The organism is Clostridium sp. DSM 17811 (assembly GCF_018861905.1).
Lineage (GTDB): Bacteria > Bacillota > Clostridia > Clostridiales > Clostridiaceae > Clostridium_AD > Clostridium_AD frigoriphilum.
Map to the genome: position 1 here is coordinate 180,305 of NZ_JAHLDU010000009.1, position 16,244 is coordinate 196,548.

General features: G+C 30.6%; 15 protein-coding genes and 1 pseudogene. 8 read left to right on the forward strand and 8 right to left on the reverse strand.

The features are described from left to right. Nucleotides 1-184 precede the first annotated feature (184 nt). Nucleotides 185-607, reverse strand: coding sequence for a YaaR family protein (locus tag KPL44_RS13305; RefSeq protein WP_216251041.1), 423 nt, complete (start codon nucleotides 605-607; stop codon nucleotides 185-187). Between the two features lie 226 nt (nucleotides 608-833). Here KPL44_RS13305 and KPL44_RS13310 point away from each other — a divergent pair, with 226 nt between their 5' ends. From KPL44_RS13310 to KPL44_RS13320, 3 genes are all read left to right on the forward strand, one after another. Further along, nucleotides 834-1,370 carry a chromate transporter gene (locus tag KPL44_RS13310; RefSeq protein WP_216251044.1) on the forward strand — a complete coding sequence of 179 codons (537 nt, stop codon included), beginning with the start codon at nucleotides 834-836 and terminating at the stop codon, nucleotides 1,368-1,370. Beyond that, entirely contained in the window at nucleotides 1,371-1,907 is a 537-nt protein-coding gene (locus KPL44_RS13315) for a chromate transporter (RefSeq protein WP_216251047.1), read from the forward strand. It abuts the gene before it with no gap. 271 nt (nucleotides 1,908-2,178) lie between these two features. Continuing rightward, nucleotides 2,179-4,851 carry a cation-translocating P-type ATPase gene (locus tag KPL44_RS13320; protein ID WP_216251050.1) on the forward strand — a complete coding sequence of 891 codons (2,673 nt, stop codon included), beginning with the start codon at nucleotides 2,179-2,181 and terminating at the stop codon, nucleotides 4,849-4,851. Nucleotides 4,852-4,948: 97 nt separating this feature from the next. Here KPL44_RS13320 and KPL44_RS13325 read toward each other — a convergent pair whose 3' ends face one another. The 5 genes from KPL44_RS13325 to KPL44_RS13345 all read right to left on the reverse strand — a co-directional run bounded on the left by KPL44_RS13325 (nucleotide 4,949) and on the right by KPL44_RS13345 (nucleotide 9,277). Beyond that, nucleotides 4,949-5,884 carry a hypothetical protein gene (locus tag KPL44_RS13325; protein ID WP_216251053.1) on the reverse strand — a complete coding sequence of 312 codons (936 nt, stop codon included), beginning with the start codon at nucleotides 5,882-5,884 and terminating at the stop codon, nucleotides 4,949-4,951. Nucleotides 5,885-5,971: 87 nt separating this feature from the next. After that, complete coding sequence (locus KPL44_RS13330; protein ID WP_216251056.1) at nucleotides 5,972-7,195, reverse strand: amidase domain-containing protein; 1,224 nt, start codon at nucleotides 7,193-7,195, stop codon at nucleotides 5,972-5,974. A 135-nt stretch (nucleotides 7,196-7,330) separates the two neighbouring features. Continuing rightward, nucleotides 7,331-8,227 carry a CvfB family protein gene (locus KPL44_RS13335; RefSeq protein ID WP_216251058.1) on the reverse strand — a complete coding sequence of 299 codons (897 nt, stop codon included), beginning with the start codon at nucleotides 8,225-8,227 and terminating at the stop codon, nucleotides 7,331-7,333. Between the two features lie 19 nt (nucleotides 8,228-8,246). Next, nucleotides 8,247-8,744 (reverse strand): GAF domain-containing protein, encoded by a 498-nt coding sequence (locus KPL44_RS13340; protein ID WP_216251060.1) that lies wholly within the window; start codon nucleotides 8,742-8,744, stop codon nucleotides 8,247-8,249. A 23-nt stretch (nucleotides 8,745-8,767) separates the two neighbouring features. After that, the gene (locus KPL44_RS13345) at nucleotides 8,768-9,277 is read right to left on the reverse strand and encodes a gamma carbonic anhydrase family protein (RefSeq protein WP_216251063.1); all 510 of its coding nucleotides are present in this window, start codon (nucleotides 9,275-9,277) and stop codon (nucleotides 8,768-8,770) included. A 358-nt stretch (nucleotides 9,278-9,635) separates the two neighbouring features. Between KPL44_RS13345 and KPL44_RS13350 the strand changes: the two genes are divergently transcribed. The 3 genes from KPL44_RS13350 (at nucleotide 9,636) to KPL44_RS13360 (ending at nucleotide 14,086) form a co-directional block, all read left to right on the forward strand. Beyond that, nucleotides 9,636-12,674: a vitamin B12-dependent ribonucleotide reductase gene (locus KPL44_RS13350; protein ID WP_216251066.1), complete on the forward strand. Its 3,039-nt coding sequence runs from the start codon at nucleotides 9,636-9,638 to the stop codon at nucleotides 12,672-12,674. A gap of 418 nt (nucleotides 12,675-13,092) precedes the next feature. Next, complete coding sequence (locus KPL44_RS13355; RefSeq protein ID WP_216251070.1) at nucleotides 13,093-13,611, forward strand: helix-turn-helix domain-containing protein; 519 nt, start codon at nucleotides 13,093-13,095, stop codon at nucleotides 13,609-13,611. A gap of 166 nt (nucleotides 13,612-13,777) precedes the next feature. After that, nucleotides 13,778-14,086: a hypothetical protein gene (locus tag KPL44_RS13360; protein ID WP_216251073.1), complete on the forward strand. Its 309-nt coding sequence runs from the start codon at nucleotides 13,778-13,780 to the stop codon at nucleotides 14,084-14,086. On the opposite strand, the pseudogene KPL44_RS13365 reads toward KPL44_RS13360, so the two are convergent. Continuing rightward, nucleotides 14,061-14,255 (reverse strand): annotated as a pseudogene (locus KPL44_RS13365) (cysteine peptidase family C39 domain-containing protein); the annotation flags it as partial. The gene KPL44_RS13360 and the pseudogene KPL44_RS13365 overlap by 26 nt on opposite strands. A gap of 95 nt (nucleotides 14,256-14,350) precedes the next feature. On the opposite strand from KPL44_RS13365, the gene KPL44_RS13370 reads away from it, so the two are divergent. Together KPL44_RS13370 and rodA are read left to right on the forward strand one after the other, a co-directional pair. Further along, on the forward strand, nucleotides 14,351-14,509 hold the full coding sequence (locus tag KPL44_RS13370) for a bacteriocin (RefSeq protein ID WP_216251077.1): 159 nt from the start codon (nucleotides 14,351-14,353) through the stop codon (nucleotides 14,507-14,509). Between the two features lie 315 nt (nucleotides 14,510-14,824). Next, nucleotides 14,825-15,919 (forward strand): rod shape-determining protein RodA, encoded by a 1,095-nt coding sequence (gene rodA / locus KPL44_RS13375; protein ID WP_216251080.1) that lies wholly within the window; start codon nucleotides 14,825-14,827, stop codon nucleotides 15,917-15,919. A gap of 117 nt (nucleotides 15,920-16,036) precedes the next feature. Here the strand turns inward: rodA and KPL44_RS13380 are convergent. Next, nucleotides 16,037-16,244, reverse strand: a 208-nt coding sequence (locus KPL44_RS13380; protein ID WP_216251084.1) for a hypothetical protein, incomplete at its 5' end; no start/stop codon positions are given.

Sequence of the window (16,244 nt, forward strand, 5' to 3'; positions counted from 1 at the left end):
AAGTAAAAATTCTCGTAAGACTGCCACAGGCAGTCTAGCGAACCGGCGCACGCCGAATGTGAGAGTTAGAGAATTTTTATTTACAAAAGATTAGAACTTCTTAATGGGATTTCACGTTTCAAACTCTTATTTGGTGCCACGCCGGAGAAATTCATGGATTGCAATACGCGTAATATATACTTTTTCACTTATATATATCAACGATTAACCCTGAAATTTCATCAATAGTATTTGCTACCTTAAGATTATCTTTTTCCTGACTAAGTAACATTTGAGTAAGTTCTTCAAGTTTAGCATCTACAGTATCTACTGTTATAAAATATTGTGTTTGCCAAAAACTAATATCTTTTTTAACCTCGTACATATGTTTCAAAACAGACTCCAAGTATTCTTTAATTAAATTTTTATATGCTTTAACATCAGCATAACATTTTGTAGTGCTTAACCTATTTCCTTTCTTTTTTATATCATCCATCATCTCCTTTAGTTGCTCTTCTGATTTATTATGCCTAGCAGAACTAAAGTTTTGAGAAAAATCCATTTTATTCTGAATAGGTTTTTTATCTGTTGAAATAGTCGAATTTCTTCTAGTTCTTGATATTTCCATGATTATTTCACCTCCTATTTATCTATATTTCTGTAATTAAACTTTTTATATCTTTTACATTCTTATGTATATTATAACGAACTTTCACAAAAAAAATAGCTACAATAAAAAATAAATTCTTGCCCTAAAAAAATATCTGAATTTGCTATTTATGTTTATATTAGTATAATTATATATAAATATTATGATTTTTACTATAACAAATTAAATTATAAGAGGTGTCGTAGTGCAAAGATTACTGATTATGTTTTGGACTTTCTTTAAAATAGGCTCTTTTACCTTTGGTGGAGGTTATGCCATGATCCCACTTATTGAAACCGAAGTTGTAAGTAAAAAAAAGTGGCTTTCAAAAGAAGACTTTTTAGATATAGTTGTTATTTCCCAGACTTTTCCTGGAGCATTAGCTGTCAATTGTAGCATATTTATTGGTTATAGAATTGGCGGTCTAATTGGAGCTATCATTGGACTTCTAGGTGTTGTTTTACCTTCATTTTTTATAATTCTATGCATATCTATCTTTTTTATGAGATTTCGTGAGTATTACTATGTGAATTTAATTTTCAAAGGTATTTCTGCTGCAGTGCCAGTGCTTGTGCTTATAGCTGTAGTAAGTTTATCAAAATCTCTAAAGAAAAGCTATGCAAATCTTATTGTGATTTTAGTGTCAATTGCAAGCATATTATTTTTCAAAGTAAGTCCTGTTATAGTTATACTTTTATCTGCTTTATATGGAGTTATATTTCTTGGAAAGAAGGTGAAGTAAATGGGTACTCTAATTAAAATTTTTCTAACCTTCTTAAAAATAGGTGCCTTTAGCTTTGGCGGAGGTTATGCTATGCTTCCACTTATCGAAAAAGAAATTGTAAAAATCAATAATTGGATTAGCTATAAAGATTTTGTTGATATTATTGGAATATCACAGATGACCCCAGGACCAATATCCATAAATTCAGCTACTTTTGTAGGGTTTAAAGTGGCTGGTATATCAGGTAGTATCGCCGCAACCTTAGGTGTAATTTCATTTTCTTTTGTTCTAGTTTCCATTGCTAACCATTATATTGTAAAATTTAAAAATTCATATATAATGAAAGCCGCCCTTGCTGGTATGCGTCCCGCTATGATTGGTCTTATAATTTCTGTATTCTTATCACTCGGACGGGAATCTTATAAAGACATTAAAAGCGTAATAATTGGATTTATAATACTCGGACTACTACTAACTGATAAATTTAATCCAATTATAACAATAATGATTTCTGGAGTACTTGGCATTATATTTTATGGCCTATTACCCATGTGATTTTTTAGAATATCCGCCTTTGTTTACCTAATATACTTATTGTTTCATTTCTATTAATATGATATGATGTATTTATTGTACCAAAGGGGAGTAGCGAGGGCAGTTTTTCTGCTTTTAATTATTCGTCATCACGGTGTACAAAAATTACACCCGGATAATTAACTCATTAGATGTTGCCAGACCTTTGTTCTATTCTTTAATAGAGCAAAGGTTTTTTTGTCTATAATAATTTACACTGTAATTGCAAATACTATAAAAAGAGGTGGTATTCATGTTCGCACGCAAAACTATAAAAGAAGTTCTAAAAGAATTTAACTCCAATTTAGAAACAGGGCTTTCTCAAAAAGAATCAGAAATTCAAAGAGAAAAATTTGGATTTAATCAGTTAGAGACTAAAAAGCCTAAAACATTACTTTCTATGTTTTTCGCCCAATTAAATGATATTCTAATTTACATTTTAATTGCAGCTGCTGTAATTTCTGCTCTCCTTGGTGAAACAAGCGATGCAGTTATAATTGCTATCGTAATTGTTATCAATGCTACAGTCGGAATTATTCAAGAATCAAAAGCTGAAAAAGCTCTTGATGCATTGAAAAAATTATCCACTCCAAAGGCCATAATTAGACGTGATGGAGCGGTAAAAGAAATTCCATCTAGAGAGGTTGTGCCTGGAGATATTATTATTATTGATGCTGGTCGATATGTACCTTGCGATATAAGGCTACTTGAAACTGCAAATTTAAAAATCGAGGAATCTACACTTACAGGCGAATCTGTACCAGTGGATAAAGATGCATCACTTGTATTAAATGGTGATGATATCCCACTAGGTGATCAAAAAAATATGCTCTTTATGTCAACCCTCGCAACCTATGGTAGAGGTGTTGGAATAGCCGTATCTACTGGAATGAACACTGAGATTGGTAAAATAGCTAAAATGTTAGACGAAAAAATAGATACTGAAACGCCGCTACAAAAAAAACTAGCCCAGCTTGGAAAGTTTCTTGGAATAGGTGCATTATTTATATGTGCTCTTATGTTTATTGTAGGTATTCTTCAAGGGAGAGATATTTTTGAAATGCTACTTACATCAATTAGTTTAGCTGTTGCCGCTATCCCTGAAGGTCTCCCTGCAATAGTCACTATAGTACTTGCTATGGGTGTTCAAAAAATGATTAAGGAACATGCAATTGTACGTAAACTACCTGCTGTTGAAACTTTAGGTTCAGTAAATATTATATGTTCAGACAAAACAGGAACCTTAACTCAAAATAAAATGACTGTAATGAAATTTTATGCAGGTGATTCTCTAAAAAATATTGACACTCTAAATCTTAATGATAATAATCAAAAGTTGCTACTTGAAAATCTCATTTTATGTAATGATGCTACATATTCGCAGAGTTCAAAAACAGGTGATCCAACTGAAATTGCACTACTCATTCCTGGTGCAGACAACAACATATTCAAAGATGAATTAGAGAAAAAACATCAGAGGATTGATGAGATTCCTTTTGAATCAGATAGAAAATTAATGACTACTGTAAATAAATATGATGATGAATATTATGTAATGACAAAAGGAGCAATTGATAATCTGTTAAATATATGTACTAAAGCCTATATCAAAGGTAGCATAGTAAACATTACTCCTGAAATAAAAAAAGACATAATAACAATATCTAATAACATGTCTGATGATGCATTAAGAGTTTTAGGTGCAGCTTATAAAGTTCTTAAAACAAATCATGTAGATATTGATTCTTTAGAAAGTGATTTAATACTTATTGGACTCGTTGGCATGATTGATCCACCAAGACTTGAAGTTAAAGATTCTATCGCATTATGTCACGAGTCAGGCATTAATACTGTAATGATAACTGGCGACCACCAAAATACAGCTTTTGCTATAGCAAAAGAACTTAATATTACAAATGATTCTAAAGCCGTTATGTCTGGTAGCGAACTTGATAAAATTTCAGACAAAGAATTAAATAATAGGATTGATAATATTAGGGTATTCGCAAGAGTATCTCCAGAGCATAAAGTGAAGATTATAAAAGCTTTTAAATCCAAAGGAAACATCGTATCAATGACTGGAGACGGAGTAAATGATGCACCATCCCTTAAAATGGCAAACATTGGTGTTGCAATGGGTATAACAGGTACTGATGTAGCTAAAGGTGCCGCTGATATGATATTAGTAGATGATAATTTTTCAACCATTGTTGCTGCTATAAAAGAAGGAAGAAACATCTTTCGCAATATCAAAAAGACTGTAATATTCCTTATCTCCTGTAATGTTGGAGAAATTATAGCATTGTTTTTTGCAATACTTTTAGGTTGGGCATCTCCTCTTCGCCCCATCCATATATTATGGGTTAACTTAATTACAGATACACTTCCAGCTCTAGCTCTAGGAGTCGATCCTGGTGACCCTGATGTAATGAAATATAAACCACGTAACCCAAAGGATAGTTTATTTAAGGGCACTACATTAAGTTTAGCTCTTAACGGATTATTAATTGGAATACTAACCCTAGCAGCATTTATAATAGGTGCAAAATACTATAGTGGCGATCTAAATCTATTTCCACTATTCCCAAGTGGTCTTAAACCAGACGCTTTAGAACATGCACAAACTATGGCTTTTGTAGTACTTAGTTGCTCTCAACTTGTTCATTCATTAAATATGAGGAATGAAAAGAAGTCCATATTCCAAATAGGTTTATTTTCAAACAAATATTTAATTGGATCTATTATCTTAGGCCTAATGCTACAAATCTTTATAATAACTATACCACCACTCGCAAGTGCATTTAGTGTTCACGCTTTGAGTATGCAAGATTGGGGTTTCGTTACTATATTATCCCTTATGCCCTTAATCTTAAATGAGATTATAAAAATATTTAAACGTATGTCATCTAAAACTTTAGAAAATTAAATAAATAGAGGTTGATGAATTAATTCATCAACCTCTATTTATTTGAATCATATATATGTGTTTTCTTACTTTACTAATACGATCTCTGTGCATAATATTATTTTCTTAATTCTTGTCTTCCAGTAACTTTGCTTTTAGCATCCATTTTACATGTGTTTTTAGCTTCAGGTGTAGTAAAATATATATTCCCGTCAACCTTAGTATCTATTAACTGAAAGTTATTTGCCGAAATATAAAGGTCACCTTTGAAAGTTCCATGTTCCATACTTGTTTGAGTACTTTTAACAGTTAATTTTGGTACAGTTAAAGTGAATCTATCTCCTATATTCTTAGCTTTATCTTGACTGTATAGATTTATCTTGCGTTCCAAAAGAGCTTTATCATTTCTAAACTCACCATCAACCACAAGGTCTTTATTTATAGTTAAACTTTTTTTCATATCAATAGTTTGTATACCATTTTTACTTATAGCCTTTTCAAAAGAAGCTGAAGTGTCTACTCCATTTGAAATTCTTACTAATTCCTTCTTTCCAGTAACTTTACTTTTAGTATCCATTTTACATGTTTTTTTAGCTTCAGTTGTAGTAAAATATAAATTCCCCTCAACTGTAGTATCTATTAATTGAAAGTTATTTGCTGAGACATAGAGGTCACCTTTGAAAGTTCCATGTTCTATACTTGTTTTAGGACTATTTACAGTTAATTTTGGCGCAGTTAAAATGAATTTATCAGTTATGTTCTTATTTTTGTCTTGACTATATAGGTCTATATTACGTCCTACAAAATTTTTATCCTTTTTGAACTCACCATTAACTACAAGATCTTCATTTATAGTTATATTCTTTTTCAAGGTAATAATCCATGTACCATTACTACTTATGGCCTTTTCAAATTCTTTTGGAGTACTTACCATTGAAGTTGCGGTTATTACCTTTGGAGTTGTTTTAGGCGTTTGAGTTGGAGCTTTCATGTTACATCCTACGAGTGATACGGCTAGTATAGCCGATGTTAATAATATGCTTTTTGATTTCATTAGAAATCCTCCTTATTAATAAAATGATTTTTTCTTCGAATATAGTATAACCAAAATAATAATAATTCATGTTTTATAAATTTTTATCTATCTTACATGTATTAAATAAAATTTAATATTTTTATCTCCCCAGCCTAAATCCCAAGGCACACGATATCTATCAATAGTATGAGTATTAACAAGAGGATAACCATGAGAATCAAAACCAGTAACTATAGCAAAATGATCTATATCGCTACCTTTTGCATAACAGATAAGATCACCTAAATCTAATTTTTGTATAACCCCACATGGATAATCAGGCATAGGAGAGATTAATTCCTTAAATGTCCCTTTTCCTATTATTTTTCCCCTACCACTATAAGTCAAATATTGTTTAAAAGCGTCAGCATTAACCCATGCAGATGTTCCGTCAGCTCCACCATATTTTTTGTAAGTACAATGCCAAACACCATCAAATTCTAGGCCACCACCTTCTTTATCTCCCATTGATTGAGATACATAATTGGTACAATTTCCACCAATGCCAGTATAATTTGTGTATTTTTTATTATATTTTTTTAAATTTCCACTTGCCCATGGTATTCCACAGTATTTATCCGCATATTTAACAGCATTTATTTTATCATATTTACCTTTGGTAACAGCTTTTGGTTCAGGTAGTATTTTAGGACAATTTTGAAGATTATATTTTTCTTTGGTATACTCATTAAGCTTAGGATCTTTTATTTCTCCTGAATAAGATTTTAAAGCATCTTCAAAGCAATCTAAATACCAATCAGAGTAAATTACCCATTTCCCATCTTTTTTTATTAAATCCATAGAATGTGTTAATCCCACTCCAAAAATATTTGTAGTCGGATTTGCATCATTTTTGTAAGTATATTGGAATTTGTAATATTCATCTACTAATAAGCGAAGACCTCTTTGCGTACTAGTTATTTTTCTAACTTTTGGAGTAGATTCAACTTTTACATAATTCATATCTCTTTGACATGACCACTCATTAAAATAACTAAGTCTTTTCACTTCATGCTCCAAGCTCCATTTTCCAAGCTTTTGAGAAATATCATAATGATTAGGTAGATTAGTAATATCTTTAGTAATAAACATTGAATTACGCTCTTTATAAATGTCTTCAATTACTTTTGTCATCTCAGCTGTATCAGAATTTACAGGATCTATTGTAGAAATTGCCATAGCTTTACTTGTAAAAAAATCATTTGATTTATAGCAAAATAAACCTACTAATAAAAGAAAAGAGGACAGAATAATAATAGAAGTATTAATTTTGCAAATATGTTCTTTCATTAATTTATACACCTCCAAGTTGCGTTAATTTAGTATTCCACAACTTAAAGATTTCTTGCAAAAAATCACAAAAAATATTAAACGGCTAAAGCCTTTTAATATTTAAGGCTTTAGCCGTTTAGTAATTTCTCTTATTTATTCTTTTTCTATTTCTTCAAATTTAGTCTCTTGTTCTTCTAATTTAATCTCTTGTTCTATTAATCTAGTACCATCCGTGTCTTGAACAATCCAGCCACTTTTCATAAGTCCACCCAATGCTCTTTTAAATGCATTTTTACTGGTTTTAAATGTTTTCTTTATATCATCTGGAGAACTTTTATCATTGTATACCATAGAACCACCAGATTTATCTAAGAATTCTATTATTTGACGTTCAACTAAATCTCTTTCTTCTAGTCTTGGTTTTCTTGCTGTTACATCCATTTTACCGTCTTCGTAATATTTCTGCACTCTCACTGTTAGTCTATCTCCAGGTATAACACTAGCATAATTCTCATTTTTTAGAATAACAGCTCTATAAATATCATCAATAGCTATCATTAATGTACCATTAGTCTGGATTCCGTATACTGTGCCTTCAACCTCATCATCAATTTCATATGAATCTGTATCATATAAATATTTATCAATAAAAGTAGTAGCTGCAAGTCTTCCAGTCTTATCAAGATATATGTAAAAAAGATATTTCTTTCCTGTTTCTAAGCTATAGTTTTCCTCTTTAAAAGGAACTAATATATCTCTTTCTAAACCAATTTCAACAAAACTTCCTATTGTAGTCATGTCAACTACCTTAAGATAAGCTAGGTCTCCGACTTTTGCCATTGGCTTTTTTAAAGTTGCAATTAATCTGTCACTCGAGTCCCTATATATAAACGCTTCAACTTCATCATCAATTTTAAGTGCTCTCCCAACTGTACTTTTCATTGGAAGTAATATATCATCATCCGTATTATCTGTCTCTGCTCCTAAATAGTAACCAAAATCTGCACGCCTAACTACCTTTAAACTATTAATATCTCCTATTTTTATCATTTAATATCCCCTACCTTTTTTAAACTTTTGACCAATCTATATATTTGTTAAGAATACCTACAAATTCTACTAAATATTTTTCTTCTAATTTGGTAAACCTTCCTATGTCCTGACTATCTAAATCTAAAACTCCATAAACTACATCATCTTTTATTATAGGTATAACAATTTCTGAATTTGTTGAAGAGTCGCAAGCGATGTGTCCAGAAAAGTCATGAACATTTTCTACAAGCTGAGGCTTTTTTTGCGTTACAGCTGCTCCGCATACTCCCTTGCCTACTTCTACTCTATTACAAGCCGGAAGTCCCTGAAACATACCAAGAATTAATGTATTCTCCCTTAGTATGTAAAATCCTGCCCAATTAACTCGATCCATAATTGCTTTTATTATTGCCGTTGCATTACATAAATTTGCCAAGTCATTTTTTTCTGAGCTAAGCTGGCCTTCTAAAAGAATAAGCATATATTTATATTTCTGCTCACTTGTCATCTTTTCTATTCCATTTAATTTTATCATTTTACTCGCTCCTTAAAAAAGCCTCACTCTTTTATTATATATTTCATTGAAAGTTCAGCATAATGATGCGCTGATTCTTTTAAGCCTTCTTTTTCCTGAACCGTTAACATTCTTACAACCCTTGCCGGCACTCCCATGCATAAAACACCAGACGGTATTTTTTTCCCCTGCGTAACTAAACTACCAGCTCCAATTATAGTATGCTCTCCTATTTCTGCACCATTAAGTATTGTACTTCCCATTCCGATTAAAGTATAATTTGCAATTGTACAACCATGTATTATAGCATTATGTCCTATAGTTACATAATCTCCAATATTAATAGCGAAGTCGTCATCATTATGTATCGTGCAGTTATCTTGAACATTTGTGTAATTACCTATATTCATAGAATTCATATCACCTCTTAATACAGCTCCAAACCAAATACTGCTGTACTCTCCTATAGTCACCTTTCCTATAACGTCTGCGCTGCTAGCAATAAAAGTATTTTTATGTATACTCGGGATTTGTCCATCGAATTGACGTATCATAATTTCATCCTCACCTCTTCCAAAATAATAAATGCACATCGAATATAGTGCTATACTAAGTATACATTTATTATACTACTATATTTAATAAATAAGCCCGTAATTAGTCATAATTTGATTTAATTTATTATTTGATTTTTTATAAAATATATTATATAATACCATATGTAGTGGCGATTATTTTAAAACTACTACATATGGTATTATATTTAATATTACATAAAATATACCTAAATAATTAATATAACTACTTAGGTATAATAATTTCAAACATACAGACTTATATTTTACATGATTTAAGATTAATATGCAACTAATAGGAGGTGTTTATACTAGTTTTTTTAAGCTAGTATTAATTATGGCGGAGATAAAAAATTTGATTAAACGGGTTTTCACAAAGGAATTAGAAAAGAATAAAGCTATTACTGTTTTTGATTTATTTAATTGGAAAAAGGTAAATGTTTTGTTAAAAGACCATAAAACTAATAAAGTACTTTTAGACATGAAGGATTTAGAATTTCCAGAACACTACTCACAAAATTCTTGCGATATAATCGCTTCAAAATATTTTAGAAAATCTGGCCTTAATAATAAAAAAGGTTATGAGGATAGTATGAAGCTTGTAGCTCATAGACTTGTAAATTTCTGGTGCGAAGCTTTAATAAACGAAACTATCATTAAATCTGATGAAGAAAAAAGTATAATTTATGATGAATTAATATATGCACTTTTAAATCAAATGTTTGCTCCAAATTCTCCTCAGTGGTTTAACACTGGCCTTAATCTATCCTATGGTATAAAAGGTGGATCATTAGATAATTTTTATTATGATGAAAAATCAAAAATGATAGTTAAAAGTAAAGATGCTTATACAAGGACTCAAGCCTCGGCTTGTTTTATTCTATCAATTGAAGACAAATTACTCGGCAGACATTCAATTTCAGAGCAATATGTAACAGAAACCAAATTATTTAAAGGCGGTTCTGGTACTGGAACTAATTTTTCTAGTATACGAGGCATTGGAGAGAAATTATCTAGTGGTGGTATTTCCTCAGGCCTTATGAGTTTCTTAAGAGGCCTAGATAGAAACGCAGGTGCGATAAAATCTGGTGGAACTACAAGACGTGCAGCTAAAATGTTATGCCTTGATATAAACCATCCTGAAATAATGGAATTTATGACCTGGAAAGCTAAAGAAGAAGATAAAGTAAGGGCTCTAACTAAAATGGGTTACGATGGTAGTTTTGAGGGAGAGGCTTATGAAACTGTTTCTGGCCAAAATGGAAATAATTCTATAAGATTTTCAGATGAATTTATGACTAAAGTTAATAAGTTGTCAATTGATACAGATCAAACTATTACCCTTAAGGGAAGATGCGATTCTTCAATTGACAAAGATATAAGTGTAAAAAAACTATGGGACACATTTAATGACGCTGCTTGGAAATGTGCAGACCCAGCTCCACAGTTTGATGACACCTTTAATGCATGGCACACTTGTCCTGCTGGAGAAGATGGAGAATTTGGTGCTAAGCATAATAGAATTAATTCGACTAATCCTTGCGGAGAATATGCCTTTTTAGATGATACTTCTTGTAACTTAGCATCTATTAATATTTATAAATTTTATGATACTAAAACTAAAAAATTTGATATAGATGGATATGTGCATTTAATAGGCCTTGCTCAATTAATTCTTGAAGCATCAATACATTGGGGACAATTTCCAACTGAAGATATAGCAAGAAAAAGCCATTTATTTAGAACCACTGGTCTTGGGCTATCAAATTTAGCTTCATTATTTATGGTAATGGGCTATCCCTATGACTCAGAAGACGCTAGAAATATAGCATCATCACTAACTGGAATAATGACTGCGCAGTCTTATTATGTTTCATCTTTGATTGCAAAAGAATTATCCCCTTTTGAAAAATATGATATTAATAAAGAATATATGCAGATAGTTATAAGAAATCATGCAAGGGCAGCTGGAGCAATAAAGAGTGACTTTGAAAATCTAAACTATGAACCTATAAAAGTGGATCACGCTATTTTAAATAAAGACTCTTTAGGTGCTATAAGTGAAACCTTAAAAAATTGCTGGACAAAAGCATTAAGTAGCGGCGAAAACTATGGTTTTAGAAACGCTCAGGTTACAGTTTTAGCTCCTACTGGCACTATTTCCTTTGCTATGGATTGTGGTGCAACATCTGTAGAGCCATACTTCAGTCATTTTATTTATAAGAAATTATCTGGTGGCGGTTTTATGACCATCGTAAATCCTGTAATTAAAGATTCTCTTGCTAACCTTGGATATTCAGAAAGTGAAACAAATGATATTTTTGATTACATTCTAAGAAAAGAAATGGTTGATGAAAACGGCTTTGAATATGAAAAAATTGTGGACGGTAAAATAGAGGGCGCTCCTCATTTGAAACCTGAACATTTATCTATATTTGATACAGCAAATAAATGTGGTAGCGGTAAAAGATATATTTCCTTTATGGGACACGTTCTTATGATGGCAGCAATAACGCCAATGATATCAGGTTCTATATCAAAGACTGTAAACTTACCTAAAAATGCCACTATTGAAGATTTTAAAGAAGTTATATTAACTTCTTGGAAATTAGGAGTAAAAGGTATAGCCTTATATAGAGATGGTTCAAAGGCAAGTCAACCACTAAACACTACTTTGTCCGAGGATAAGGAACTCTTACTTGAAGATTTATCATATGATGCTCTTTTAAAGAAAGCAAGATCATTACAAAAAACTTCAAATCAATCCCACTCAACACGTGAAAAACCAATTGGTATACGTTATGGAACTACTCATCCTGCTCAAATCGAGGATGTTAAAATCTATACTACGGTAAATAGGCGTTCGAATGGAGAGATTTCTGAAATATATATAACAACGGATAGAGAAGGTACTATTATTACTGGTTTACTTAATTCTTTATCAAAAGCAATCTCAGTTATGCTTCAACACCATGTACCTGCAGACGCTATCTCGAAGATGCTTCGAGGTCAAAAATTTGAACCTTATGGTTTTGTACAAAAACATCCCTATATTAAATCAGTTTCATCTATTTCTGATTTGATCAGTAAAATTATTGATATAGAACTAGGTGACTACAGTAGATGTCAGATTAAACCTGACAATTACGAAAACACTAATATACCTAATAATCCGTTAATCCCTGTTGAAAATGAAATTTCAACTACTTTAGAAGAATCCGCTAATGTGGTGTCTCCTGTAAGTAAAGAAACTGACAAAATTCAAGGTGAAAGATTGTACTCTGAAACCTGTTCACTTTGCTCAAGTACTAGGCTTGTTCGCAATGGTACTTGTAAGGTTTGCCTTGATTGTGGAACAACAACTGGATGTAGTTAACAGCTACATCACAATTGACATAATAAGTAAAAGTACAACTAAGTTGTGTTCTAACACAATTAAGTTATGTCCTAATACAATATAGTTATGTTCTGGAACAATTAAGTTGTGTTCTGTAAAATGAATATTTATTCATCATTACAAATTAAATATAAAAAATCACTATTTATTTAAAATTAATAAATAGTGATTTTTTTTGCAAATTAGTATGAATAGATAATTTTAAACTATCGATGAAAAATATAACTGGGTAGCTATATATCGAGTAGACTTACCACTAAATTTGTTAATGACTATATAAAAGATAAACTTTTTGGAAAACATAATTCTTCAATTGTATTCTTATAGAAATCTGCCTTTAAATGCAGTGTTTTAGACAACTGGCTTGATAGTCGAGTTGCCAAATCGTGCTGTTTCGTTGACATACAAAAATGGTAAGTATAGTATTATAAGTGAAAGAATACTAGGAGGGATTTCTATGGAAGATAAAAAGTCATTTGGTGAATTTATTACACAAAAAAGGAAAGAATCAAGATTGACTCAGAAGAGTTTCGCAGAGAAAATATTTGTAACAGAATCTGCAATTTCAAAATGGGAAAGAGGAATCTCTTATCATGACATCACCCTTATAAGTGATATTTGTGAGGTGCTTAAGATTAACGAACATGAACTGTTGACCGCGAGTGAAGACCTCCAAACAAGAACTACCGAAAAATCCGCCACAAAATATGTAAAATTAGTAAACAGATATAAATCTACGTTGTTTTTTGTGTATGGAATATCTTTATTAGTATGCTTTATATGTAATTTGGCTACTCAACATATGTTGTCGTGGTTTTTTATTGTACTGACTGCTGAATTGATTGCATTTACATTAACACTGCTGCCTGTTTTGGTGACTAATTATCGTGGATTGATTACGCTAGGAACTTTATGAATGGGAATATACATATGATTATACTCATTTTATTATTAGGGATGACTGTGTCGTTTGCAATAGCAGGAATTATGAAATCGGTAAATAAACGTTCTCAAAATTTGAACACTAATTAATATCTCTAGCAATTTTAAAGGAGTATCTTAGATGAAAAACAAAAAAATTGATGAAATTTTTTATATATACTGGATTAATTATTATAGTATTACCAATAATAGCACTTTTATATCCTACATGGACTTCGGATATAAAAGGTGAAAACAGTATAAGTGTATTAGAACAAGTAAAGATAAATGGAAGTAATCATGAAATTATGATACGTGGTAATGATAGGAATAATCCAGTTGTCATTTTTGTACATGGAGGACCTGGATGTCCTGAAATAGCATCTCTTATTTTAGACACATCATTAAATCTTGATATGATTTCTCCAACTTCTCTAGTTCCAAAAAAACTAATTGTTCTGATGCTTTAATTATTCCTAAAGCACTTGTCCCCTTTTTATCAGTACCGGACGCCTCCCTTATTTTAGATATTGGATACTTTAGACCATATGTCTTACATATTATTGCTAAGCAAGCGCAACCACACTCTTTATAATCATGTTACTTAATACAATAATATTTTTTAAATATATTTTTCATTATGCACCTCACAATTTTTTTATGATAAATTATGCTATAATTAAATTGTAAAATTAATTGTATAATTTATAAATTTATCTAAAAATGGTTGTATTGTGGAATTAACCCGTAATTTTAAAACTTTAGAAACAAATGAACTTAAAAATATTGATGGTGGCAGCTTTTTATTAGCATGTGGTATTATAACCACAGGTGCTGGAGTGTTTAAGCTAGGTGTTGAAGTTGGACATGCACTGAATAATTTAGTATTATGATATTATTTGATTAATGAGATTAAATACCAAGTTCGTGAGCAACAAAAACTTTTGCAAAATGAATATATCGAAGAATTTAAATCTTAAACATAATAAGGAAAAATATTTTTTAATATATTCCTTAATTGAAGATACCTGACACGAAATTGTTTATGATGGCAAATCAATTCTAAACAGAGATGTTTTAGTAGAAGAATGTGTCAATATAATAAAAAAAGTATTATTATAAGCTTAATTCATCACCTGGAGCTATATCCTTTGAAGAAAACTTCAAAGGGTTTCTTTTTCACTAAATTTTAAAGGCGGTTGTTTACGATGAAAAAAAATTCATTTAAAAAATTGGACTATATAATTCTTATCACTGCAATTCTTATTGTTGTTTTCGGCAGTCTTAATATTTACAGCGCTACATATGCAGATTATAAATATTCTTATTTAAAATCACAGTTAATATGGCTATTAATAGGATTGATTTTAGTATTTATCATTATATTGATTGATTATAAAAAAATACTTAGTTATTCATACTTAATTTATTGGATTGGAATTGTATTAGTGTTATATACTGATTTTATGACTAAATCTATAAATGGAGCTAATTCATGGATAAGGATTGGAGGCTTCAGTCTTCAGCCAGGTGAATTTATGAAAATCGGATTAATACTTATTCTCGCAAATCGAATAGAATATATGGAAGGCGATGTAAATAAGCCTAAAAACTTTCTCATTCTATCTTTATATGCCTTACTTCCTATAGCTCTAATTATAAAGCAACCTAATCTAGGTATGGCAATGATATTTTGTTTTATTGCTTTTTCTATATTGTATATATCAGGTTTGAATTTAAAGGTTATTTTTTTGGGAGCTATAGCTATAATTCCTATTAGCACTCTAATATGGTTTACTGGAATTCTAAAAAGTTATCAAAAAAATAGAATTATTGCCTTTTTAGATCCTTCATCTTATCAACAGGGTATTTCATATCAATTAACACAATCTATATCAGGAATTGGTTACGGTGGTCTATTAGGAAAGGGATTCTTTAAAGGGATTCAAATTGGAGTTATTCCTGAAATTCATACTGATTTCATATTTGCTGCGGTTGGAGAAGAGTGGGGGTTAATTGGAGCTATAGGTTTACTTTCATTATATGGAATAATGATGTGTAGAATAATTAAATTGGCTAAATCATCAGAAAATATTGCTGGTAGTTTAATATGTGTAGGTACAGTTGCTTCATTTTTATTCTCTATTTTTCAAAATATAGGTATGACAATTGGAATTATGCCAATTGCCGGAATAACATTACCATTTATGAGTTACGGAGGAAGTTCTATGCTTACCAATTTTATTTCCTTAGGATTAGTTTTAAATGTAGGGATAAGAAGACAAAAAATTGATTTTAGATAGTCAAGATGATAATTAATATAGCTTTTCAAGAAAAAAATTATAAACAATACCCCCAATTGTATTATTATACAATTGGGGGTATTGTTTTAACATTTTCTTTTTTAAATATTTTAAAGACTAATATATATCAACTATGCTACCATCTTCTCCTAGAATAACTTTAATGAAATTACCAGAATAATATTTTTCAAGTTTATTTTTATCAAAATATTTGCCAATCTCATAAGTAGTACCATTAATTTTTATACTAGTTGCATTTATTTTATTTGGTGTAAAAGCATCAATATCTCCAAATGCACTTTTTCTACTAGCATAAATATAACGG